Origin of the sequence: Lachnoclostridium edouardi, from assembly GCF_900240245.1 — a bacterium.
GTDB classification, from domain to species: Bacteria; Bacillota; Clostridia; order Lachnospirales; family Lachnospiraceae; genus Lachnoclostridium_A; species Lachnoclostridium_A edouardi.
In genome coordinates, this window is the sequence record NZ_OESQ01000001.1 from 2,252,565 (window position 1) to 2,273,917 (window position 21,353).

32 protein-coding genes are annotated in these 21,353 nt (G+C 42.0%); all 32 read left to right on the top strand.

All coding sequences use genetic code 11. The features are described 5' to 3' along the window. The first annotated feature begins 7 nt into the window (after positions 1-7). A complete protein-coding gene (gene rpsC, locus C1A07_RS10570) occupies positions 8-664 on the top strand; it encodes a 30S ribosomal protein S3 (protein ID WP_101877078.1) in 657 nt (218 codons plus the stop codon). After that, complete coding sequence (gene rplP / locus C1A07_RS10575) at positions 664-1,101, top strand: 50S ribosomal protein L16 (protein WP_101877079.1); 438 nt, start codon at positions 664-666, stop codon at positions 1,099-1,101. The genes rpsC and rplP overlap by 1 nt, the downstream gene beginning before the upstream one ends. Further along, on the top strand, positions 1,091-1,297 hold the full coding sequence (rpmC, locus tag C1A07_RS10580; protein WP_101877080.1) for a 50S ribosomal protein L29: 207 nt from the start codon (positions 1,091-1,093) through the stop codon (positions 1,295-1,297). The genes rplP and rpmC overlap by 11 nt, the downstream gene beginning before the upstream one ends. 108 nt (positions 1,298-1,405) lie before the next feature. Further along, positions 1,406-1,660 carry a 30S ribosomal protein S17 gene (gene rpsQ, locus C1A07_RS10585; protein ID WP_101877081.1) on the top strand — a complete coding sequence of 85 codons (255 nt, stop codon included), beginning with the start codon at positions 1,406-1,408 and terminating at the stop codon, positions 1,658-1,660. A gap of 25 nt (positions 1,661-1,685) precedes the next feature. Further along, positions 1,686-2,054, top strand: coding sequence for a 50S ribosomal protein L14 (gene rplN / locus C1A07_RS10590; RefSeq protein ID WP_087221116.1), 369 nt, complete (start codon positions 1,686-1,688; stop codon positions 2,052-2,054). A gap of 13 nt (positions 2,055-2,067) precedes the next feature. Next, positions 2,068-2,373, top strand: a complete 306-nt coding sequence (gene rplX, locus C1A07_RS10595; RefSeq protein WP_101877082.1) for a 50S ribosomal protein L24 — start codon at positions 2,068-2,070, stop codon at positions 2,371-2,373. A 23-nt stretch (positions 2,374-2,396) separates the two neighbouring features. Then, positions 2,397-2,936, top strand: a complete 540-nt coding sequence (gene rplE / locus C1A07_RS10600; protein WP_101877083.1) for a 50S ribosomal protein L5 — start codon at positions 2,397-2,399, stop codon at positions 2,934-2,936. 16 nt (positions 2,937-2,952) lie between these two features. Then, entirely contained in the window at positions 2,953-3,138 is a 186-nt protein-coding gene (locus tag C1A07_RS10605; protein ID WP_101877084.1) for a type Z 30S ribosomal protein S14, read from the top strand. Positions 3,139-3,248: 110 nt separating this feature from the next. Further along, complete coding sequence (rpsH, locus tag C1A07_RS10610; protein ID WP_101877085.1) at positions 3,249-3,650, top strand: 30S ribosomal protein S8; 402 nt, start codon at positions 3,249-3,251, stop codon at positions 3,648-3,650. Between the two features lie 111 nt (positions 3,651-3,761). Then, positions 3,762-4,304: a 50S ribosomal protein L6 gene (gene rplF, locus C1A07_RS10615; RefSeq protein WP_101877086.1), complete on the top strand. Its 543-nt coding sequence runs from the start codon at positions 3,762-3,764 to the stop codon at positions 4,302-4,304. Between the two features lie 17 nt (positions 4,305-4,321). Beyond that, complete coding sequence (gene rplR / locus C1A07_RS10620; RefSeq protein WP_101877087.1) at positions 4,322-4,690, top strand: 50S ribosomal protein L18; 369 nt, start codon at positions 4,322-4,324, stop codon at positions 4,688-4,690. A gap of 18 nt (positions 4,691-4,708) precedes the next feature. Next, positions 4,709-5,218: a 30S ribosomal protein S5 gene (rpsE, locus tag C1A07_RS10625; protein WP_101877088.1), complete on the top strand. Its 510-nt coding sequence runs from the start codon at positions 4,709-4,711 to the stop codon at positions 5,216-5,218. Positions 5,219-5,231: 13 nt separating this feature from the next. Continuing rightward, positions 5,232-5,414, top strand: a complete 183-nt coding sequence (gene rpmD / locus C1A07_RS10630; protein WP_101877089.1) for a 50S ribosomal protein L30 — start codon at positions 5,232-5,234, stop codon at positions 5,412-5,414. Positions 5,415-5,438: 24 nt separating this feature from the next. Further along, on the top strand, positions 5,439-5,879 hold the full coding sequence (rplO, locus tag C1A07_RS10635; RefSeq protein WP_101877090.1) for a 50S ribosomal protein L15: 441 nt from the start codon (positions 5,439-5,441) through the stop codon (positions 5,877-5,879). 1 nt (position 5,880) lies between these two features. Then, positions 5,881-7,218, top strand: a complete 1,338-nt coding sequence (gene secY / locus C1A07_RS10640; RefSeq protein ID WP_101877091.1) for a preprotein translocase subunit SecY — start codon at positions 5,881-5,883, stop codon at positions 7,216-7,218. Between the two features lie 177 nt (positions 7,219-7,395). Then, positions 7,396-8,040 (top strand): adenylate kinase, encoded by a 645-nt coding sequence (locus tag C1A07_RS10645; protein WP_101877092.1) that lies wholly within the window; start codon positions 7,396-7,398, stop codon positions 8,038-8,040. 5 nt (positions 8,041-8,045) lie between these two features. Next, complete coding sequence (map, locus tag C1A07_RS10650; protein ID WP_101877093.1) at positions 8,046-8,801, top strand: type I methionyl aminopeptidase; 756 nt, start codon at positions 8,046-8,048, stop codon at positions 8,799-8,801. Between the two features lie 11 nt (positions 8,802-8,812). Then, positions 8,813-9,088 (top strand): KOW domain-containing RNA-binding protein, encoded by a 276-nt coding sequence (locus C1A07_RS10655; RefSeq protein WP_242972296.1) that lies wholly within the window; start codon positions 8,813-8,815, stop codon positions 9,086-9,088. A gap of 11 nt (positions 9,089-9,099) precedes the next feature. Beyond that, positions 9,100-9,318 carry a translation initiation factor IF-1 gene (infA, locus tag C1A07_RS10660; protein ID WP_002604680.1) on the top strand — a complete coding sequence of 73 codons (219 nt, stop codon included), beginning with the start codon at positions 9,100-9,102 and terminating at the stop codon, positions 9,316-9,318. Positions 9,319-9,527: 209 nt separating this feature from the next. Then, entirely contained in the window at positions 9,528-9,641 is a 114-nt protein-coding gene (rpmJ, locus tag C1A07_RS10665) for a 50S ribosomal protein L36 (protein WP_003497809.1), read from the top strand. A gap of 35 nt (positions 9,642-9,676) precedes the next feature. Then, positions 9,677-10,045, top strand: a complete 369-nt coding sequence (gene rpsM, locus C1A07_RS10670) for a 30S ribosomal protein S13 (protein ID WP_101877094.1) — start codon at positions 9,677-9,679, stop codon at positions 10,043-10,045. Positions 10,046-10,126: 81 nt separating this feature from the next. Next, positions 10,127-10,528 carry a 30S ribosomal protein S11 gene (gene rpsK, locus C1A07_RS10675; protein ID WP_101877095.1) on the top strand — a complete coding sequence of 134 codons (402 nt, stop codon included), beginning with the start codon at positions 10,127-10,129 and terminating at the stop codon, positions 10,526-10,528. 15 nt (positions 10,529-10,543) lie between these two features. Then, complete coding sequence (rpsD, locus tag C1A07_RS10680) at positions 10,544-11,137, top strand: 30S ribosomal protein S4 (RefSeq protein ID WP_101877096.1); 594 nt, start codon at positions 10,544-10,546, stop codon at positions 11,135-11,137. Positions 11,138-11,239: 102 nt separating this feature from the next. After that, entirely contained in the window at positions 11,240-12,202 is a 963-nt protein-coding gene (locus tag C1A07_RS10685) for a DNA-directed RNA polymerase subunit alpha (protein ID WP_101877097.1), read from the top strand. Between the two features lie 91 nt (positions 12,203-12,293). Beyond that, positions 12,294-12,830, top strand: coding sequence for a bL17 family ribosomal protein (locus C1A07_RS10690; RefSeq protein ID WP_101877098.1), 537 nt, complete (start codon positions 12,294-12,296; stop codon positions 12,828-12,830). Positions 12,831-13,024: 194 nt separating this feature from the next. Beyond that, positions 13,025-14,668 carry an alkaline phosphatase gene (locus tag C1A07_RS10695; RefSeq protein WP_242972297.1) on the top strand — a complete coding sequence of 548 codons (1,644 nt, stop codon included), beginning with the start codon at positions 13,025-13,027 and terminating at the stop codon, positions 14,666-14,668. Beyond that, a complete protein-coding gene (locus C1A07_RS10700; protein WP_101877099.1) occupies positions 14,668-15,825 on the top strand; it encodes a YibE/F family protein in 1,158 nt (385 codons plus the stop codon). Before C1A07_RS10695 ends, C1A07_RS10700 begins: the two co-directional genes overlap by 1 nt. Before the next feature lie 173 nt (positions 15,826-15,998). Then, positions 15,999-17,261: an N-acetylmuramoyl-L-alanine amidase family protein gene (locus C1A07_RS10705; RefSeq protein ID WP_101877100.1), complete on the top strand. Its 1,263-nt coding sequence runs from the start codon at positions 15,999-16,001 to the stop codon at positions 17,259-17,261. A gap of 19 nt (positions 17,262-17,280) precedes the next feature. Further along, entirely contained in the window at positions 17,281-19,179 is a 1,899-nt protein-coding gene (locus tag C1A07_RS10710; RefSeq protein ID WP_101877101.1) for a sigma 54-interacting transcriptional regulator, read from the top strand. Positions 19,180-19,409: 230 nt separating this feature from the next. Then, complete coding sequence (locus C1A07_RS16695) at positions 19,410-19,859, top strand: sulfatase-like hydrolase/transferase (protein WP_330399500.1); 450 nt, start codon at positions 19,410-19,412, stop codon at positions 19,857-19,859. Continuing rightward, on the top strand, positions 19,778-20,887 hold the full coding sequence (locus tag C1A07_RS10715; RefSeq protein ID WP_330399501.1) for a sulfatase-like hydrolase/transferase: 1,110 nt from the start codon (positions 19,778-19,780) through the stop codon (positions 20,885-20,887). Before C1A07_RS16695 ends, C1A07_RS10715 begins: the two co-directional genes overlap by 82 nt. A gap of 4 nt (positions 20,888-20,891) precedes the next feature. Continuing rightward, positions 20,892-21,341, top strand: a complete 450-nt coding sequence (locus C1A07_RS10720; RefSeq protein WP_101877102.1) for a tripartite tricarboxylate transporter TctB family protein — start codon at positions 20,892-20,894, stop codon at positions 21,339-21,341. Positions 21,342-21,353 lie beyond the last annotated feature (12 nt).

A 21,353-nucleotide genomic window follows, 5' to 3' on the forward strand; every position in this document is an offset into this window, starting at 1 on the left:
GGCAAATATGGGACAGAAAGTTAATCCACACGGCTTGAGAGTCGGTGTTATTAAAGACTGGGACTCAAAATGGTATGCTGAAGCTGATTTTGCTGACTGTTTAGTTGAAGACTACAACATCAGAACATACCTGAAGAAAAAATTATACAGTGCCGGAATCGCTAAAATCGAAATCGAGCGTGCTTCCGACAGAGTGAAAATCATCATCTACACTGCTAAGCCAGGCGTTGTTATCGGTAAGGGCGGAGCTGAGATTGAGAAATTAAAAGGCGAAGTTCAGAAGATGACAAATAAAAAGATCTTCATCGACATTAAAGAAGTGAAGAGACCAGACAGAGATGCCCAGTTAGTTGCAGAGTCTATTGCACAGCAGCTGGAGAACCGTGCTTCTTTCAGACGTGCAATGAAGTCTACTATGTCCAGATCCATGAAAGCTGGCGTTAAGGGTATTAAGACAGCGGTTGCTGGTCGTCTTGGCGGCGCTGATATGGCTCGTACAGAGTTCTACAGCGAGGGAACTATTCCGTTACAGACATTAAGAGCAGATATTGACTATGGTTTCGCCGAAGCAGATACAACCTACGGCAAATTAGGCGTTAAGGTTTGGATTTATAAAGGCGAAGTACTTCCTACTAAAGGAAACAAGGAAGGGAGCGATAAATAATGTTAATGCCTAAGAGAGTAAAGCGTCGTAAACAGTTCCGTGGATCTATGACAGGAAAAGCCCTGAGAGGCAACAAGATCTCCAACGGTGAATTCGGTTTAGTCGCTACAGAACCATGTTGGATCAAATCCAACCAGATTGAAGCAGCCCGTATCGCTATGACACGTTACATTAAGCGTGGCGGTAAAGTTTGGATTAAAATTTTCCCAGATAAGCCAGTTACAGCAAAGCCAGCTGAGACTCGTATGGGTTCCGGTAAAGGTGCTTTAGAATATTGGGTAGCAGTTGTTAAACCAGGTCGTGTAATGTTCGAAATCGCTGGTGTACCAGAGGAAACAGCTCGTGAAGCATTACGTCTTGCTATGCATAAACTGCCATGCAAGTGCAAAATTGCTTCTAAAGCAGATTTAGAAGGCGGTGATAACAGTGAAAACTAATAAATATGTAGAAGGATTAAAGGCGAAATCAGCTGCAGAGTTAAATGAAGAATTAGTAGCTGCTAAGAAAGAACTTTTCAATTTAAGATTCCAGAATGCAACTAACCAATTAGATAATACCAGCAGAATTAAAGAAGTTCGCAGGAACATCGCAAGGATTCAGACTGTTATTGCAGAAAAGGCAAAATTAGCTTAATTCATATAGCAGGAGCTGGAAATTCCAGCCTGGTGCAATCGGTTCTTTTTAGGAATCATCGGGGTTCAGGGAAAAGAACTTCCATTAAATGAAAGGAGAACATCTACCGTGGAAAGAAACCTTAGAAAAACACGTACAGGTAAAGTAGTAAGCAATAAGATGGATAAGACAATCGTAGTTGCTATCGAAAACCATGTAAAACATCCTGTAATCGGTAAGATTGTAAAAAAGACTTATAAATTAAAAGCACATGACGAAAACAATGAGTGCTCTAAGGGCGATATTGTTAAAGTAATGGAAACAAGACCTTTATCCAAAGATAAGAGATGGAGACTTGTTGAGATTATCGAGAAGGCTAAATAATATATTCTAGGAAGGAGTATTAGGCATGATTCAGCAGGAAACCAGACTAAAGGTTGCCGACAATACTGGTGCAAAAGAACTTCTTTGTATCCGTGTAATGGGCGGTTCTACCAGAAGATATGCTAATATTGGTGATATTATCGTTGCTTCCGTTAAAGATGCAACACCAGGCGGTGTTGTAAAGAAGGGCGATGTTGTAAAGGCCGTTGTGGTACGTACTGTTAAAGGCGCACGCCGCAAAGACGGTTCTTATATCAAGTTCGATGAGAACGCTGCAGTTATTATCAAAGATGACAAGACTCCAAGAGGAACTCGTATCTTTGGACCAGTTGCAAGAGAATTGAGAGAGAAACAGTTTATGAAGATCGTTTCTCTGGCTCCAGAAGTATTATAAGGAGGTGTCCACTGTGCATAAGATCAAAAAAGATGACCTGGTGAAAATTATCGCAGGTAAAGATAAAGACAAACAGGGTAAGGTTCTTACCGTTGATACAAAGAATAGCACTGTGCTTGTGGAAGGCTGCAACATGGTTACAAAGCATTCTAAACCAGCTCCTGGCAACCCACAGGGCGGTATCATTCATAAAGAATCTCCAATCCATATTTCCAACGTAATGCTGGTAGTTGACGGAAAAGCAACAAGAGTTGGCTTTGAAGTAAAAGACGGCAAAAAAGTACGTGTTGCAAAAGCAACAGGTAAAGTAATCGACTAAGGGAAGAGAGGAGGAACAGAAAATTGGCTAGATTAAAAGAAATTTACCAGAATGAGATCGTAGACGCTATGATCAAAAAGTTCGGATATAAAAATATCATGGAAGTGCCTAAGTTAGATAAAATTGTTATCAACATGGGCGTTGGTGAAGCAAAAGACAATGCTAAGGTTCTGGATGCAGCTGTAAGAGATTTAGAGATCATCTCCGGGCAGCACGCAGTAACAACCAAGGCTAAAAAGTCTGTTGCTAACTTCAAAATCAGAGAAGGCATGGCTATTGGATGTAAAGTTACTCTCCGCGGCGAGAAAATGTACGAATTTGCTGACCGTTTAATCAATCTGGCTCTGCCACGTGTACGTGACTTCAGAGGCGTTAATCCTAACGCATTTGACGGAAGAGGAAACTATGCCCTTGGTATTAAAGAGCAGCTTATTTTCCCTGAAATCGAATATGATAAGATTGACAAGGTTAGAGGTATGGACATCATCTTTGTTACAACAGCAAAGACAGATGAGGAAGCCCGTGAACTTTTGACATTATTCAATATGCCATTTTCAAAATAATTAGGAGGATTTATCCATGGCTAAGACTTCAATGAAAGTAAAGCAGCAGCGCAATCCAAAATTCTCCACCAGAGAATATAACCGTTGCAGAATTTGTGGCCGTCCACATGCGTATTTGAGAAAATACGGTATCTGCCGTATCTGCTTCCGTGAACTGGCATACAAAGGCCAGATTCCAGGTGTAAAGAAAGCAAGCTGGTAATCAAAAATCAGCTTGGCGAGCGCCGGCCGTAAGGCGAAGTGTGAACATCCCCATTTAGCTGTGGGGGAGAATCAAGATAAACAGGATTAAGAAAAGGAGGCAATCTCAAAATGACAATGAGCGATCCAATTGCAGATATGCTTACAAGAATTCGTAATGCCAACACTGCAAAACACGATACAGTAGATGTACCTTCTTCTAAAATGAAATTAGCAATCGCTGATATTCTGGTAAAAGAAGGATATATTAAGAAATATGACATTGTAGAAGATGGCGGATTCCAGACAATTCGTATTGCTTTAAAATATGGCAAAGACAAAAACGAAAAAATCATTACAGGAATCAAAAGAATTTCCAAGCCAGGTTTACGTGTATACGCAAACACTGAGGAGATGCCAAAAGTACTTGGCGGTTTAGGAATTGCAATCGTATCTACAAACCAGGGCGTTGTTACAGACAAAGAAGCAAGAAAACTTGGCGTAGGCGGAGAAGTTCTGGCATTTGTTTGGTAGTGCAAGATCGTTCGTAAAGTTTAGCTGAACGAACTTCTTATATATTATAACAACTGAAAACAGAAAGGGCGCAGATGCCCTTTCCGAAAATCTAAGTAGGAGGTAAATGGCATGTCACGTATAGGAAGAATGCCAATCGCGATCCCAGCAGGCGTAACTGTTACTATCGCAGAGGACAACAAAGTGACTGTAAAAGGTCCAAAGGGAACACTTGAAAGAGTATTACCTGCAGAAATGACAATCAAAGAAGAAGATGGTCATATCGTGGTTACAAGACCAAATGATTTAAAGAAAATGAAATCTTTACACGGTCTTACAAGAACCCTGATCAACAACATGATTCACGGTGTTACAGAAGGGTATGAGAAAGTACTGGAAGTTAACGGTGTTGGTTACAGAGCTCAGAAGCAGGGCAAGAAGTTAACACTCCACCTGGGATATTCTCATCCAGTTGAGATGGAAGATCCAGAAGGTATTGAGACTGTACTTGACGGACAGAACAAGATTACAGTAAAAGGTATCAGTAAAGAAAAAGTTGGCCAATACGCTGCTGAAATCAGAGACAAGAGAAGACCTGAGCCATACAAGGGCAAAGGTATTAAATATGCTGATGAAGTTATCAGACGTAAAGTTGGTAAGACTGGTAAGAAATAAGTAAGGAGAGTGTAAAAATGGTTAGTAAACAATCAAGAAGCGAAGTTCGCGTTAAAAAGCACGCTAGATTACGTAATCGTTTTGCCGGTACTGCAGAAAGACCACGTTTAGCTGTGTTCAGAAGTAATAATCATATGTATGCTCAAATTATTGACGATTCAGTTGGTAATACTTTAGCAGCTGCTTCAACAGCAGAAAAGGCAGTAAAGGCAGAGCTGGAACATACAAACAACGTAGAGGCTGCTGCATATGTAGGTACTTTAATTGCTAAGAGAGCATTAGAAAAAGGTATTAACACGGTTGTCTTTGATAGAGGCGGATTCATATATCACGGAAAAGTTAAAGCGCTGGCAGAAGCTGCCAGAGAAGCTGGACTGGAATTCTAGTAGAGAGGAGAATACAGCATGAAACGTACAATCATTGATGCAAGTCAGTTAGAATTAAATGACAGAGTTGTTGCTATCAAGCGCGTATCTAAAACTGTTAAAGGTGGACGTACCATGAGATTCTCTGCTTTAGTAGTTGTAGGCGATGGCAATGGACATGTAGGCGCAGGTCTTGGTAAGGCAGGAGAAGTTCCGGAGGCAATCCGCAAGGGAAGAGAAGCTGCTACTAAGAATCTGGTAGAAATCCCAATGGATGAAAACAACAGCGTACCACATGATTTTATCGGTAAATTCGGAAGCGCTACAGTATTACTGAAGAAGGCTCCAGAAGGTACTGGTATCATCGCAGGCGGTCCGGCACGTAACGTACTGGAGTTAGCAGGTATTAAGAACATCCGTACAAAATCTCTTGGTTCCAACAATAAAACTAACGTAGTTCTGGCAACTCTGGAAGGACTGTGCCAGATGAAAACTCCAGAGGAAGTTGCAAGACTTCGCGGCAAATCTGTAGAAGAGATTGTAGGCTAAGGAGGAGAACAAAATGGCAGAGAAGTTAAAAATCACATTAGTGAAATCTCCAATCGGGGCCGTTCCAAAGCAGAAAGCAACTGTAGCAGCATTAGGCTTAACAAAGCTTAATAAAACAGTTGAGATGCCAGACAACGGTGCTGTAAGAGGCATGATTCAGAGTGTAAGACACTTAGTAAAAGTAGAAGAAGCATAAATAGATTAGTAAGGAGGTGCAATCATGGATTTATCCAATTTACGACCTGCTGAAGGTTCTAAACACAGTGATAATTTCAGAAGAGGACGTGGTCACGGTTCAGGCAACGGCAAAACTGCAGGTAAGGGCCACAAAGGTCAGAAGGCTCGTTCTGGTGCTCCAAGACCAGGCTTTGAAGGCGGTCAGATGCCTTTATACAGACGTCTTCCAAAGAGAGGATTTACCAATAGAAATACAAAAGTTATTATTGGAATTAATGTAAATGCTCTGGAAAGATTTGACAATGACGCAGTAGTTACTGTTGAAACTTTAATCGAGGCTGGGATTGTTAAGAATCCACGCGACGGCGTTAAGATTCTTGGAAATGGCGAGTTAACCAAAAAGCTTACCGTAAAGGTAGACGCTTTCAGTGAAGGCGCAAAAGCTAAGATTGAAGCTTTAGGCGGAACCTGCGAGGTGATCTAATATGTTAAAAACCATCCAGAATGCTTTTAAAATTCCGGATATCAGAAAAAAATTAGCGTATATGTTCGTGATGCTGGTTATCATCCGGTTTGGCTCACAGCTGCCAATACCGGGTGTGGACCCGTCCTTTATCAGAGACTGGTTTGAACAGCAAAGCGGCGATGCGTTTAATTTCTTTAATGCAATGACAGGCGGTTCTTTTACCAACATGTCTATTTTTGCATTAAGTATAACTCCGTATATCACATCTTCCATTATTATCCAGCTGCTTACAATTGCAATTCCTAAATTAGAGGAGATGCAGAAAGACGGCGAGGACGGACGAAAGAAGATCCAAGAGTATACACGTTACCTGACAGTAGCTCTGGCATTGATTCAGTCAACAGCCATGTCGCTTGGATTCGGGGGACAGGGACTGCTGATTAACTTCAACCAGCAGACAGGAATGGGAAAAGCTGGAATGGTTATTGTTGCAATCGCAACTATGACAGCGGGCAGCGCGCTTCTTATGTGGATCGGCGAGAGAATCACAGAAAACGGAATTGGAAACGGCATTTCGATTGTTCTGTTGTTTAATATTATCTCTAGCGTTCCGGAAGATGTAGGAATGCTGTATACCCGTTTTATGAGTGGAAAAACAGTTCCAATTAAAACAGTATCTGCTTTGATTATTATTGCAGTAATAGTTGCAGTTTTTGTATTTGTAATTCTTCTTCAAGATGCAGAGAGAAGGATTCCTGTACAGTATTCCAAGAAGATGCAGGGCAGAAAAATGGTAGGCGGACAGTCTTCACATATCCCGCTGAAGGTAAATACAGCCGGAGTTATCCCGGTCATCTTTGCTTCATCCATTATGTCATTCCCTGTTGTAATCGCACAGTTTTTTAATCCTGATTACAGCACCATCGGCGGAAAAATTTTGATGATGTTAAACTCTTCTTCCTGGTTTAAATCTGCAGCGCCGGTATATTCCATCGGAGCGATTTTGTATGTGGCATTAATTATCATTTTTGCGTATTTCTACACATCAATCACATTTAATCCGCTGGAAGTGGCAAACAATATGAAGAAACAGGGCGGTTTTATCCCAGGCATCCGTCCGGGTAAGCCAACCTCAGATTATTTAAATAACCTTTTAAATTATATTGTATTTATTGGAGCAGTTGGGCTGACTGTTATTTGTATCATCCCTCTGATTATATCCAGCGTATTTAATGTAGGACAGTTGTCTTTTGGAGGCACCTCTCTGATTATTATTGTATCTGTTATTCTGGAGACCTTAAAGGCGATTGAGTCACAGATGGTAGTGCGCAATTATAAAGGCTTTTTAAATGATTAATTAATGGAAGAAACACGCCCGGCGTGTTTCTTTCTGGTATTTTATGATAAAAAATAGTTGAGCGCAAAGCGCCAAACTATTTGCTGCCTAAAGTTTGCGTCAGCGAAGTTTGGGAGCCCGTCCGTTTTTATGGCACGGGGAACAAGTGAAATGAAAAATAAAGGGGGTTTTTACGTTATGAAAATTATTATGTTAGGAGCTCCTGGTGCAGGAAAAGGCACCCAGGCAAAGAAAATTGCAGAGAAGTACGGAATTCCACACATTTCCACAGGAGATATTTTCAGAGCCAACATTAAAGGGGGAACTGAGCTGGGCATGAAGGCAAAGTCTTACATGGATCAGGGACAGCTGGTTCCGGATGAAATTACAATCGGAATGTTGATGGACAGAATCAAAGAGAACGACTGCCAGAAGGGCTATGTTTTAGACGGTTTCCCAAGAACGATTCCTCAGGCTGAAAGTCTTACAAAGGCTTTGGCAGATATGGGGGATAAGATTGATTATGCAGTTAATGTAGACGTGCCGGATCAGGTGATTGTTACCAGAATGTCAGGCAGAAGGGCATGTCTTTCCTGCGGAGCCACATATCATATAGTATATAACCCGACAAAGCAGGAGAGCGTGTGCGATACCTGCGGCAGTCAGCTGGTGCTGAGAGATGACGATAAGCCGGAAACAGTGCTAAACCGCCTGACTGTATATCACGATCAGACACAGCCTCTGATTGACTACTACAAAAAAGCCGGAGTGCTGGCCGAGGTAGATGGAACTCAGAATCTGGATAAAGTATTCCAGGATATTGTGTCTATTTTAGGAGAATAAAATCAATGGCAGTATCAATTAAATCGGAAAGAGAAATTGAACTGATGAGGGAGGCGGGGAGAATCCTCGCCGCCACTCACGAGGAGCTGGAAAAGGCTATTAAGCCTGGAATGTCCACCTGGGAAATCGACAGGCTGGGAGAGAGAATTATCAGAGGCTACGGCTGTATTCCGTCTTTTAAAAATTATAACGGATATCCTGCGTCTATCTGCGTATCTGTAAACGACCAGGTAGTCCACGGTATTCCCAGCAAAAATCACATTATCAAAGAAGGCGACATTGTCAGCTTAGATGCAGGAGTTATTTATAAAGGCTATCATTCTGACGCTGCCAGAACTCATGGGGTGGGGCAGATCAGCCAGGAAGCAAAACAGCTGATTGAAGTAACAAGACAAAGTTTCTTTGAGGGGATTAAATTTGCAAAAGCTGGAAATCATTTAAATGATATATCAGCTGCAATCCAGGCGTATGCAGAGAAATTCGGCTACGGCGTAGTAAGAGATCTGGTAGGCCACGGAATCGGAACAAATCTTCACGAGGACCCGGAGGTGCCTAACTTCTCCCAGAGAAGAAAGGGAATCCGCCTTCAGCCCGGCATGACCCTGGCTATTGAACCTATGATTAACGCAGGAAGATATGATGTGGCCTGGTTGGATGACGATTGGACTGTTATTACAGAGGACGGTTCTTTGTCAGCTCACTATGAGAATACGGTTCTGATTACAGACGGGGAACCGGAGATACTCACTCTGCTTAAATGAGGTGAATGATTATGGATTATAAACCTGGCGGCCTGGTAAAAAGTCTGGCCGGACACGATAAAGATAATCTTTTTATCATATTAAAGGAGCAGGGGGAATACCTTTTTATAGCAGATGGAATTACGCGCACTGCACACAGACCAAAAAAGAAGAAAAAAAAGCACATACAGATGATCCATGAAATAGATGAAACCCTGCACAGCCAGCTGTCTCAGGGACTGCCTGTGACAGATCAGGAAATTAAATTGTTTATCAGGCGCTGCAAAAGAAGAGAAATGGGTTTATAGGAGGAAAATGCATGTCAAAGGCTGACGTTATTGAGATTGAGGGAACTGTTGTAGAAAAACTGCCTAATGCTATGTTCCAGGTTGAACTGGAAAACGGCCATCAGGTGCTGGCTCATATCAGCGGAAAGCTGCGTATGAATTACATCCGTATTCTGCCAGGCGACAAGGTGACCATAGAACTGTCCCCTTATGATCTGTCCAAGGGAAGAATTATCTGGAGAGATAAGTAAAATAGAGAAGAAAAAACGCTTGCATTATAAGGAAAAAGATGTTATAATGCTCAAGCGACTTTGTTGAGATGCTGGGTGAACTTTGCCCAAAAGTAAGTCCAGTTGTACCGATATATCTGGTGAGGCAGAAAGAGCTCCCATGACACTCACGGGTGCGTTTCAAGTTCAAGTATGAAGCGCTGGATATAGTCAAGGAAAGGAGAATTGCTGTGAAGGTTAGATCATCAGTAAAACCGATTTGCGAAAAATGCAAAATCATTAAGCGTAAAGGCAGTATCAGAGTAATCTGTGAAAACCCTAAGCACAAACAAAGACAAGGTTAATTACTACTATTAATTAATGGAGGTGTACTACACAAATGGCTCGTATTTCAGGTGTTGATTTACCAAGAGAAAAACGTGTTGAGATCGGCTTAACTTACATCTACGGAATCGGTAGAGCAAGTTCAAACCGTATTCTTGCAGAAGCTGGTGTAAATCCTGACACTCGCGTCAGAGATTTAACAGATGACGAAGTAAAGAAAATTTCAGCTGTAATCGCTGATACTCAGGTTGTTGAAGGTGATCTTAGAAGAGAAATCGCTATGAACATCAAGAGACTTCAGGAAATCGGCTGCTACCGTGGAATTCGTCATAGAAGAAGCCTGCCTGTTCGTGGTCAGAAGACAAAGACCAATGCAAGAACTCGTAAAGGTCCAAGAAAGACTGTAGCAAACAAGAAAAAATAAGTAACTAAAAACGAATCACGTTGCATGTTTTAAAAACAGGAGACAGGATTCAGTAATGAAGAGAAAGTAGGTTAGTTTAAAATGGCTAAAAAAGTGTCCACTGGAAAAAAAGTGACAAAAAAGCGTGTAAAGAAAAACGTTGAACGCGGACAAGCGCACATTCAGTCATCTTTCAATAATACTATTGTAACATTGACAGATGCACAGGGTAATGCTTTATCATGGGCAAGTGCAGGCGGTCTGGGATTTAGAGGTTCAAGGAAATCTACTCCATATGCAGCTCAGATGGCGGCAGAAACTGCTACTAAGGCAGCTCTTGTACATGGTTTGAAATCCGTTGACGTTATGGTAAAGGGCCCAGGCTCAGGCCGTGAGGCAGCAATCCGTGCTCTTCAGGCATGTGGCTTAGAGGTAACAAGTATCAGAGACGTGACACCAGTTCCACACAATGGTTGCCGTCCACCAAAACGTAGAAGAGTCTAATTAGGAGGAAATAAAATGGCAGTTGATAGAGTTCCTGTTCTTAAAAGATGCAGATCCCTTGGTCTTGATCCGATCTATTTAGGAATTGACAAAAAATCAAACAGAGAATTAAAAAGAGCTAACAGAAAAGTAAGTGAGTACGGTCTCCAGTTAAGAGAGAAACAGAAAGCAAAATTTATTTACGGCGTATTAGAGAAACCTTTCCGTAACTATTATGCAAAGGCTTCCAGAATGGACGGTATGGTTGGTACTAACCTGATGATCCTTCTGGAAAGAAGACTTGACAATGTACTGTTCCGTATGGGCTTCGGACGTACAAGAAAAGAAACAAGACAGATTGTTGACCACAAGCACGTTTTAGTAAACGGCAAGTGCGTTAACGTGCCTTCTTACCTGGTAAAAGCCGGCGACGTTATTGAGATCAAAGAGAAGTACAAATCTTCCCAGAGATACAAAGACGTTCTGGAAGTAACAGGCGGAAGACTGATCCCAGCTTGGTTAGATGTTGACCAGGAAAATCTTCGCGGCACTGTAAAAGAGTTGCCAACTAGAGACGAAATTGATGTTCCTGTAAACGAAGTGCTTATCGTCGAGTTGTATTCTAAATAATAGGCTGATGTAATTGTCCGGCTGTAAGGCCGGGCAGTTGCTGGCTTCAAACTGGAATGCAAAAAAACCCTCGATATAATACCCAGAAGGAGGGGCTTATTAGTGTTCGATTTTGAAAAACCAAACATTGAGATTGCGGAAATCTCAGAAGACAAGAGATATGGCAGGTTTGTAGTAGAGCCGCTGGAAAGAGGCTATGGTACTACACTGGGTAATTCCCTGAGAAGGATCATGCTTTCTTCTTTGCCTGGTGCTGCAGTCAGCCAAGTGAAAATCGATGGCGTTTTGCATGAGTTCAGTTCAATTCCTGGGGTAAAGGAAGATGTAACTGAAATTGTTATGAACATCAAAAACTTAGCAATTAAGAATAACAGTGAAAGCAACGAACCGAAAATTGCTTATATTGAGTTTGAAGGCGAAGGCGTAATCACTGGTGCTGATATCCAGGCAGATGCAGATATAGAGGTTCTGAACCCTGATCAGGTGATCGCTACTTTAAGCGGAGGCAATGACAGCAAGTTCTATATGGAACTGACTATCACAAAAGGCCGCGGATATGTAAGCGCAGAGAAGAATAAAAACGATGATCTTCCAATCGGAGTGATTGCAGTGGATTCTATTTACACTCCAGTAGAGCGTGTAAATCTGGCTGTGGAAAATACCCGTGTTGGTCAGATCACTGACTTTGATAAACTGACACTGGATGTTTATACAAACGGAACCTTAGATCCTGATGAGGCGGTAAGCCTTGCGGCAAAGGTGCTGAGCGAACATCTGAACCTGTTCATTGACCTTTCTGAAAACGCCAAGACTGCAGAAGTTATGGTAGAGAAAGAGGACAATGAAAAGGAAAAAGTATTAGAGATGAATATTGACGAGCTGGAGTTATCCGTTCGTTCTTATAACTGTCTCAAACGGGCCGGAATCAACACTGTGGAAGAGCTGTGCAACAGAACTCCAGAGGACATGATGAAGGTGCGTAACTTAGGACGCAAATCCTTAGAGGAAGTGCTGGCTAAGTTAAAAGAATTGGGATTACAGTTAAATCCAAGCGAGGAGCAGTAATCTCCAAAAGAAACTAATTTATGGATGCTAAGCAGCTGGCCGGTAAGACCGAAGAAGCGCGGCCACCTGTTCCACAAATGGAGGAAAAATCATGGCAGGATATAGAAAACTGGGAAGAACTTCCAGTCAGAGAAAAGCTTTAATCAGAAGCCAGGTAACAGCTTTATTACACAACGGAAAAATTGTTACTACAGAAGCAAGAGCTAAGGAGATCCGCAAAGTTGCAGAAGGTCTGATCGCTCTGGCAGTAAAAGAAAAAGATAACTTTGAAACTGTTAAGGTTACTGCAAAAGTAGCCCGCAAGGATGCTGACGGCAAGAGAGTGAAAGAAGTAAAAGACGGTAAGAAAGTTACTGTATATGATGAAGTAGAGAAGGAAATCAAGAAGGATAAGCCATCCAGACTTCACGCAAGAAGACAGATGTTAAAGGTTCTTTATGATGTAACAGAAGTGCCTGCAGCAGCTGCCGGCAGAAAGAAAAACACAAAGAAGGTTGATCTTCCTGCAAAATTATTTGATGAGATCGCTCCAAAATACGTAAGCCGCAACGGCGGATACACAAGAATCGTTAAGATTGGCCAGCGTAAGGGCGATGCAGCAATGGAAGTACTGCTTGAATTAGTTTAATCAGTATTAAAACTTATAATAAACATAAATGATGCAAAATATATCAAGAATCTATTGATTATTTTGCATCATTTTTTATTTTTTACAAACATATTACAGAAATGCAGTTTTAGATTTTACCTCCCTTTTTTATAATAACTTTGTCTTAACCATTATATTTTTAACATTACATTTTTAAAGGAGAGTATAAAAAAGTGAAAAAAAGATGGATACCAGCATTACTATCAGGTATGATGATTTCTGCCGCAGTTACAGGCTGCAATAACGGGGGAGCAGAAACAACAGCAGCAAGCGGGGCAGAAAGCCAGAGTATTCAGGAGACAGAAAAAACAGCAGTAAATACACAGACAGCTGAAGGCGAAACTGACGGCCCTAAATATGTATTTTTGTTTATTGGAGACGGAATGAGCTATCCTCAGGTACAGCTGACAAATTATTTCCTCAGCGCTTCTCAGGGCCAAAACGGAGGAATTGTTACAGCAGACGGCCAGGAGAAAACCATACTCAGCAGCAAAAATAACCTGACTATGATGAGTTTTCCAGTGGCAGGCTCTGCACAGACATATGACAGCACATCATTTGCCCCTGACTCTGCATCTACAGCCACTTCAATCGCTACAGGGAAGAAAACCTGGAGCGGAAGTATTAATGTAAGCGAGGACTTTACAGAAACATATGAGACCATTGCAGAGAAACTGAAAAAGCAAAAGGACGTAAAAATCGGCGTGCTTTCTTCTGTAAACTTAAACCACGCCACACCGGCGGCATTTTATGCACATCAGGCTTCCAGAAGCAGTTATTATGATATTGGTCTGGAATTAATAGAAAGCGATTTTGATTACTTTGCAGGCGGAGCTTTGCTGCAGCCAACAGGAAAAGATAAGGACAAAGAGGACCTTTATAAGCTGGCAGAGGACGCCGGTTATAAGGTAGTGAAAACACAGGCTGACGCAGAAGCCTTAACACCGGAGGACGGAAAAACCATTGTAATAGATGAGCATTTGGCTGACAGCGACGCTATGGCTTATGAGCTGGACCGTATGGAAAATGAGTGGTCTTTAGCTGATTATGTAGAAAAGGGTATAGAAGTTCTGGATAATGACAACGGCTTCTTTATGATGGTAGAAGGCGGAAAAATCGACTGGGCCTGTCATGCAAATGACGCTGCCTCCACAATCACAGACACCATTGCATTAGATAATGCAGTTGACAAGGCAGTGGAATTTTACAATGAGCATCCAGACGATACATTGATTATTGTAACTGGAGACCACGAGACAGGCGGACTGACTATTGGATTTGCAGGAACAGATTATGATACATTCTTAAAGAACTTTGAGAATCAGAAAATTTCCTACGCTAAATTTGATTCAGACTATGTAACAGGATATAAAGAGAACAAAACAGATTTTAATACAGTGATGAAGGATGTGACACAGTTATTTGGCCTTCAGGCGCCAGGGGAAGAGGGAAGCGCCTCCACACAGCAGAAAGACAGCGCGGACTTCCACCCAGAATCTGACAACGACGGCGCTTTAGTAATGACAGATTATGAGTATAATCTTTTAAAACAGGCTTATGAAACTACAATGTCCCGCACAGGGGAGGAAGAAGAATTTGCCCAGGACGAGTACATACGCTACGGAAGCTATGAGCCTTTAACTGTAACCATCACTCATATTTTAAATAATAAAAGCGGTATTAACTTTGGCTCCTACGCTCACACAGGACTGCCTGTGGAAGTGCTGGTTCAGGGAAATGGAGCTGAGAACTTTGTAGGGTATTATGATAATACAGACATCTACAACAAAATGGCTGAATTATTAGGAGTAGAATAATGAAAATCTTGTCCTTTTTAAAAAGGCAGAATTCAGTTTTACTTACCACTATTATAGGACTTATTATAATCGGTATCCTCATATGCCTTCCTACAGGCTATGAGGATGCTCTTATTTATAAGGGAACAGAGCGGGCAGTGGGCAAGGTAGTAGAAACAAATAATTCTGCCATTATTACATCAGGTCTTATTCAGTCAGGAGAACAGATCTGTACACTAGAAATAGAGGGAGGACTGTTTAAGGGGAAAACTCTGGAAGGAGTTAACTTCCTCAGCGGTTCTTTGGAAAAAGATAAAATATTTAAAGCAGGAGACAGAGCTCTTTTGACTATCAGCCATGACGGAGATAATATAAAATCTATTATTATATCAGATCATTACCGGTTAGATAAGGAAATTATTCTGCTGATAATATTTGCTTTATTCTTAGTTATATTTGCAGGGAAAATCGGATTTCAGGCAATTCTTTCCTTTTTAATTACTGTGCTGATGATATGGAAAGTATTAGTGCCCTGTTATTTAAAAGGATATTCTCCAGTTTGGGTAGGCATTGGAATCACTGCCCTTTTGACGGCGATTATTATATTTTTTGTATACGGGCCGGATAAACGGACTGTTACAGCTGTGTCAGGCTCATTATTAGGAGTTGGGACAACATGTATTTTAGGAATTTTATTTACAGATCTGTTTAAAATACACGGGGCGGTTATGTCCAGCTCAGAATCCCTTCTGTACAGCGGATATCAGAATCTGAATTTAACCTCTATTTTTATGGCCAGTATATTTATCGGTGCCTCCGGGGCAATGATGGATTTATCAGTAGATATTACTTCTGCAGTTTCAGAGGTAGTAATGAAAAAGCCGGACATTGGGCCGGGGGAGGCTATGCTTTCCGGAATACGCGTAGGACGGGCGGCTATGGGAACAATGACTACCACCTTGCTGTTGGCTTACTCGGGAGGCTATATTTCGTTATTAATGGTATTTATGGCTCAGGGAACGCCTGTGGATCACATTTTAAATTATAAATATGTAGCGGCCGAGGTGCTGGAGACCGTGGTGGGAAGCTTTGGACTTGTCACTGTCGCCCCCTTTACCGCCTTAATGGCCGGGCTGCTTTTGACTAAGAAAAACAGCAGTAAGGAGACAGAAAAATAACTAAGAGAATACAGTAAGCGATTAAGATCTGGGATAGTGTAAACATCATTATCTCAGGTCTTTTTTTCTGGAATTTAGACATAGAATCGAAAGAATAATGTAAGTTGACGGATGCAGGCGGTCAACGCTATAATAAAATCAGAAAAAGTCTGAATATTTTCAGGAGGGATTATATGAGAGGTGTATTAAAAAGATTAGGAACAGCAGTATTGACGCTGGCTGTTGCTGCAGGAACGTGCATAACTGCATTTGCAGCTTCCCATACAATTTCATCTGTCAGCATAAAGGTTAAAGCTGATGAATTGGAGGTAGGGGAGCAGCTTCCGGAATTAAGCTATGGAGACTCCTCCGGCGATGCGGACGGAGGGGTATATGTTTACACAACGTCCAGCAAATATACCATTATGACTGTTGAATGGGTAACTTCAGAGACAAAGGATATGAAGGTGGGGGAGGAGCCTAAATTAAAAGTTTGGCTGTCCCCGGACGAGGATGACTATTATTTTAAGGGGACATACCGCTCCAGCAACGTATCTGTAAGCGGAGGCTCCTTTGTCAGCGCTAAAAAAGACGGGGATGATCTGGAAGTAACTATTAAAATTAACCCTATTAAAGGCACATATAATGAGCCGGAGGACGCTTACTGGAGGGAAAGCGGTCTGGGAAAAGCCAGGTGGAGCAAGGGGGACAGCAGCAGCGGAGCTTACGACGTGTATTTATACAGAGGCAATTCTGTAGTTAAAAAGCTGGAAGAAATTAAAGCTACATCTTATGATTTTTATCCATATATGACTCAGAAGGGAACATATTCTTTTAAGGTCCGCACTGTTCCGTATACCAGCGAGGAGAAGAAATATGGAAAGAAAAGCGACTGGGTAGAATCTGATGAGCAGTATATTGGCGAGGAAGATGTATCAGACGGAACAGGGCAGACAAATGACAATGGAGGAAGCACCAGCACAGGCGGCTACAACGGCCAGGTAGGCTGGATTCAGGACGGAACAGGCTGGTATTTCCGGTATCCGGACGGCAATTATGCAAAAGACGGATGGCTGAAATGGGACGGCATCTGGTATTTGTTTGACAGCAGCGGATATATTAAAACAGGGTGGCAGCAGGTAAACAACGTCTGGTATTATTTAAAGCCAAATGTAGGCGGTCCTATAGGAGCTATGGCGAAAGGATGGCAGCAGGTAAACGGAGCCTGGTACTATTTAAATCCTAATGAAGGCGGCCCGGAGGGGGCCATGTGCAGAGGATGGATTACAGTGAATGATAAACGGTATTACTTAAACTCCAGCGGCGCTATGGTGGAGGGCTGGTATAAGGTAGGAGACGGTTATTATTATTTCTATCCCGGGGACGGCTCCATGGCAGTAAATACGAAAATTGACGGATTCCAGCTGGATGCCAACGGCGTTTGGGTGATGAGATAAGGATAAGTGATGAATTAAAATGAAAGAGTGCTGCGTCCTGCTGGTGCCTCAGGAGGAAATTGCAAACATTGCACAGTCAGAGTGCCAGAAAAGAGGATGGCCCTGTAAAGTTATTTATTGTGTAAATAATAGTGTGGCTGTAGAATTAGCAAAAAAATACAGGGAAAGCGGAGTTAAGGTTTTTATCAGCAGAGGCGGAATGGCAAAGGCTGTGGAGAAAGAGGCGAAGGCTACTGTCATACCAATTGAAATCGGTTTTCAGGATATTGCAGAAGCAGCGGTTCAGGCAAAAGATCTGGGCACCAAGGTGGGAATCAGCATTAACACAGCAGTGGAGCATGATTTAAACAGAATCCGCAGTATGTTCCAGATGGAAATTGAAACTATTAAGACTCCGCCGGACGGTTTGCTGATTGACGCAATTCAGTCTGCCTGTGAAAATGGATTTCAGGTAATTATAGGCGGGGTTGCGCCTGTATATTTTGCTCAGCTGGCAGGGATGAAAACAGTTTCTCTAAGATCCGGAAAGAAATCTGTGCTCACTGCCATTGAAAAAGCTATGGCAAGAGCCGGGGAAGGCTACGGGCTGGAAATCTTTCAAACCCTGCAGGAAGGCATTGTGGTGCTGGACCAGGATGAGAGAGTGCTGTATATAAACGACAGCGCTTCCAGAATGTTTACAATATTAGAATCAAAGGTTTTAAATAAAACGTTTCAGGAGGCTTTGCCTATGCTTTCTGTTTCAAACCATGAAAAACAGAGGAGATGGAAAGAATATGAAGGGTTTACTTACAATAAAAAACAATTCATAAAAATAGAATCAGATTTTTTGCCAGGTAAGTCAAAAATAGGAAAAGTAGTGCAGATTTATGACGCCCAAATGGCAGAGCTTCTTTATAACAAAATTTATGCAGGCAGAGACGGCGGGCATCACACAGCCAAATATACTTTTTCTGATATTGTGGCCAGGGATTTGGCCATGACAAAGTTAATAGAAAAGGCTCGCCTTTACGCCGGCGCAGGTACTACTATTTTGATCACCGGGGAGACAGGAACTGGAAAGGAGCTGCTGGCTCAAAGCATTCACAATGCCAGCAGCAGAAGAAACCAGCCTTTTATTGCTGTTAATTGCTCCGCCATACCAGAAAGTATTCTGGAAAGCGAATTGTTTGGATATGAGCCGGGATCTTTTACAGGAGCTTTGCGGTCAGGGAAAAAAGGGATTTTTGAGGCGGCAGAGGGAGGCACTGTTTTTCTGGATGAAATAGGGGAGCTGCCGCCTAAGGTTCAGGCAAAGCTTTTGCGCGTGCTGCAGGAAAAGGAGATTATGAAAGTAGGAGGCAGCCAGGCGATTCCTTTTTGCGGGCAGGTAATAGCAGCTACGCTGGCAGATTTGAAGGAGGCCATAGAGAAAGGAAGCTTTCGCAAGGACTTGTATTATCGGCTGAATATTTTAAATCTGCATATTCCGCCTCTCAGAGAAAGAAAAGAAGATATTCCCCTGTTAGTCCAAGGTCTTTCTGAAAAAATCTGCAGCCGTCTACAAGTAAAGCTTCCAAGCTTTCACCAGAAAGATATAAAGCTGCTTCAGGAATATCCCTGGGAAGGAAATGTAAGAGAGCTGGAAAATATTCTGGAAAGAATTATAATCCTCAAAGGTTTTCAGGAGGAAAATCAGAAAAATCAGGAGGATTTTTCCGATGTAGTCAGAGAAGTTCTGGAGGAAAACACTAGAAAAGGAGAGGGAAGTAAGGAGGACGCATGTAAAACTTTGGAGGAGGAAGAGCGGCAAATTATATTAAAGGCATTAAAAAGAAACAGGGGAGACAGGGAAGAGGCCTGCAGAGAGCTGGGAATCAGCACCACCACCCTTTGGCGCAGATTAAAGGAGTGGGGATTGCAGAATGAAAAATTTTAATTCACTTTGAAAAGAAAATAAAAGCCATAGGTCATTGTAAAATGGAAGAAAAGGTATTTGGGCCATTTTACAATGGCCTTTTTTGTTGTATAGAAAGATTTTCTCCTATGAACCTTAAAATACTTTACTAAATACAGAACTTTAAAAAAATTGGCATGTAACTTGCTCTATATAATTATAGAAGCTGCAAAAATTTTTATTTTTCTGTAACAGGGAAGGAAAGGGGAAAATTGAAAGCAATTATAGTAATGTACGACTCACTTGTAAAGAATCTGCTGCAGCCTTACGGATGTCAGTGGACAAAAACACCTAATTTTCAAAGATTGGCCCAGCGCACTGTAAAATTTGAAAATTGTTATGTGGGAAGCCTGCCCTGCATGCCTGCCAGAAGAGAGATGCATACAGGGAGATATAACTTTTTTACAAGAAGCTGGGGGCCTTTGGAGGCATATGACGAGTCCATGCCGGAGAATTTAATGAAAAACGGAATTCACACTCACTTAATCAGCGATCATTACCATTATTGGGAAGAGGGAGGGGCTAATTACCACACACATTTTGGCACATGGGAAATTGTGAGAGGTCAGGAAGGGGACAAGTGGAAGGCTCAGTTAAAAGAACCAAAGATTCCGGAAAAGGTAATTGCCGCCCTACTCACAGATGGAGACAGGATTGGGTAAACAGGGGATTTCTGGATGAAGAGGAAAAACAGCCCCAGACAGTAACATGGGATTTAGCCATGGAATTTTTAGATTTGAATGGAGACTGTGACAGCTGGCTGCTGCAGATTGAATGTTTTGATCCCCATGAACCCTTTTTTACACAGCAAAGCTATAAAGACTTATATCCCCACACCTATGCAGGGCCGTTTTTTGACTGGCCGCCTTATAGACAAATCAAGGAGGACGACCCTGAGGGAGCAAGAGAACATATTCGGTGCCAATATGCAGCTCTTCTGTCTATGTGCGATAGAAATTTAGGCAGGCTGCTGGATAAAATGGATGAGAAAAATATGTGGGAAGATACTATGCTGATTGTAAACACAGACCATGGGTTTATGCTGGGGGAGCATAGCTGGTGGGGGAAAAATGTAGGTCCCACTTACAACGAAATTGCCAATATTCCTTTATTTATCTGGGACCCTAGACATAAATTAGCCGGTGAAACAAGAAATGCTTTAGTGCAGACAATTGATCTGGCTCCTACAATCTATAATTATTTTCAGGTTCAGGTTCCGGAAAGTGTCGTGGGAAAGGATTTGGAAAATGTAATTGTAAATGATATTCCTGTCCGATGTGCGGCCGTCTATGGAAGTCATGGAGGAAATATTAACTGTACTGACGGAAGATATGTATATATGAGGGCGCCTGATCCGGATAATGATAATCTTTTTAACTATACCTTAAACTGCTCTCACATGTGCCAGGGCTTTACAAGAGAAGAACTGGAGGGAGCGGAGCTGACGGGGCCTTTTGGGTTTACAAATGGTTATTCTGTATTAAAGGTGAAGAAAATCAAGCCTAAAACTCAATCAGGGCAGTTGAATATGGGGGATTTTTTATTTGATTTAAAGCAAGATCCTCATATGGAACATTCTATTCATAATGAGGAAGCGGAACATATGATGAAAAAACATATTGTGGAGATTATGAAAGAAAACAGCGTTCCGGAGGAGGTATATGTAAGATACAGGCTGAGAAAGGAGTAATAAAATGAAAAAAATTGGTTTGAGCCAAATCTTTCCCTTATGTACTGGTTTACTGGCAGGAGTATTTCTTTATTTAGGAATAGTAAAGCTGGGGTTCTGGGATGAGGTAAAAGGGCCTATGGGGGGATTTTATCCTTCTCTTGTTTCAGGAATTTTGTTAGTAATGAGTATTGCTGCATTTTCTCAATCGTGGAAAGAGACAGGGGAAGAGCTGAAAAAGGAGGAGGGCCTGGCGGCCTTGGCAGCGGCGGGAATATTAGCGGCGTCTTATGTTATAGGAATGCTGGCAGCTGTTTTTCTTTATTTGATTCTTTGGATGAAAGGTGTGGAAAAGGCAGGGTGGAAACAAACGCTGACGTTGACAATAACAGTGGGGGGAGCAGTTTGGCTGATTTTTTCAGTATGGCTGGGAATTCAGTTTCCGGCAGGGCTGCTGAAAGGATTTATGGGATAAAAGGAGGCGCAA

Excerpts from the sequence above, each read along its gene's own strand:
- rpsC (WP_101877078.1), top strand. The coding sequence starts at position 8 with ATGGGACAGAAAGTTAATCCACACGGCTTGAGAGTCGGTGTTATTAAA.
- rplP (WP_101877079.1), top strand. The coding sequence starts at position 664 with ATGTTAATGCCTAAGAGAGTAAAGCGTCGTAAACAGTTCCGTGGATCT.
- rplN (WP_087221116.1), top strand. The coding sequence starts at position 1,686 with ATGATTCAGCAGGAAACCAGACTAAAGGTTGCCGACAATACTGGTGCA.
- C1A07_RS10605 (WP_101877084.1), top strand. The coding sequence starts at position 2,953 with ATGGCTAAGACTTCAATGAAAGTAAAGCAGCAGCGCAATCCAAAATTC.
- rpsH (WP_101877085.1), top strand. The coding sequence starts at position 3,249 with ATGACAATGAGCGATCCAATTGCAGATATGCTTACAAGAATTCGTAAT.
- rplF (WP_101877086.1), top strand. The coding sequence starts at position 3,762 with ATGTCACGTATAGGAAGAATGCCAATCGCGATCCCAGCAGGCGTAACT.
- rplR (WP_101877087.1), top strand. The coding sequence starts at position 4,322 with ATGGTTAGTAAACAATCAAGAAGCGAAGTTCGCGTTAAAAAGCACGCT.
- rpsE (WP_101877088.1), top strand. The coding sequence starts at position 4,709 with ATGAAACGTACAATCATTGATGCAAGTCAGTTAGAATTAAATGACAGA.
- rpmD (WP_101877089.1), top strand. The coding sequence starts at position 5,232 with ATGGCAGAGAAGTTAAAAATCACATTAGTGAAATCTCCAATCGGGGCC.
- rplO (WP_101877090.1), top strand. The coding sequence starts at position 5,439 with ATGGATTTATCCAATTTACGACCTGCTGAAGGTTCTAAACACAGTGAT.
- secY (WP_101877091.1), top strand. The coding sequence starts at position 5,881 with ATGTTAAAAACCATCCAGAATGCTTTTAAAATTCCGGATATCAGAAAA.
- C1A07_RS10645 (WP_101877092.1), top strand. The coding sequence starts at position 7,396 with ATGAAAATTATTATGTTAGGAGCTCCTGGTGCAGGAAAAGGCACCCAG.
- map (WP_101877093.1), top strand. The coding sequence starts at position 8,046 with ATGGCAGTATCAATTAAATCGGAAAGAGAAATTGAACTGATGAGGGAG.
- C1A07_RS10655 (WP_242972296.1), top strand. The coding sequence starts at position 8,813 with ATGGATTATAAACCTGGCGGCCTGGTAAAAAGTCTGGCCGGACACGAT.
- infA (WP_002604680.1), top strand. The coding sequence starts at position 9,100 with ATGTCAAAGGCTGACGTTATTGAGATTGAGGGAACTGTTGTAGAAAAA.
- rpsM (WP_101877094.1), top strand. The coding sequence starts at position 9,677 with ATGGCTCGTATTTCAGGTGTTGATTTACCAAGAGAAAAACGTGTTGAG.
- rpsK (WP_101877095.1), top strand. The coding sequence starts at position 10,127 with ATGGCTAAAAAAGTGTCCACTGGAAAAAAAGTGACAAAAAAGCGTGTA.
- rpsD (WP_101877096.1), top strand. The coding sequence starts at position 10,544 with ATGGCAGTTGATAGAGTTCCTGTTCTTAAAAGATGCAGATCCCTTGGT.
- C1A07_RS10690 (WP_101877098.1), top strand. The coding sequence starts at position 12,294 with ATGGCAGGATATAGAAAACTGGGAAGAACTTCCAGTCAGAGAAAAGCT.
- C1A07_RS10700 (WP_101877099.1), top strand. The coding sequence starts at position 14,668 with ATGAAAATCTTGTCCTTTTTAAAAAGGCAGAATTCAGTTTTACTTACC.
- C1A07_RS10705 (WP_101877100.1), top strand. The coding sequence starts at position 15,999 with ATGAGAGGTGTATTAAAAAGATTAGGAACAGCAGTATTGACGCTGGCT.
- C1A07_RS10710 (WP_101877101.1), top strand. The coding sequence starts at position 17,281 with ATGAAAGAGTGCTGCGTCCTGCTGGTGCCTCAGGAGGAAATTGCAAAC.
- C1A07_RS10720 (WP_101877102.1), top strand. The coding sequence starts at position 20,892 with ATGAAAAAAATTGGTTTGAGCCAAATCTTTCCCTTATGTACTGGTTTA.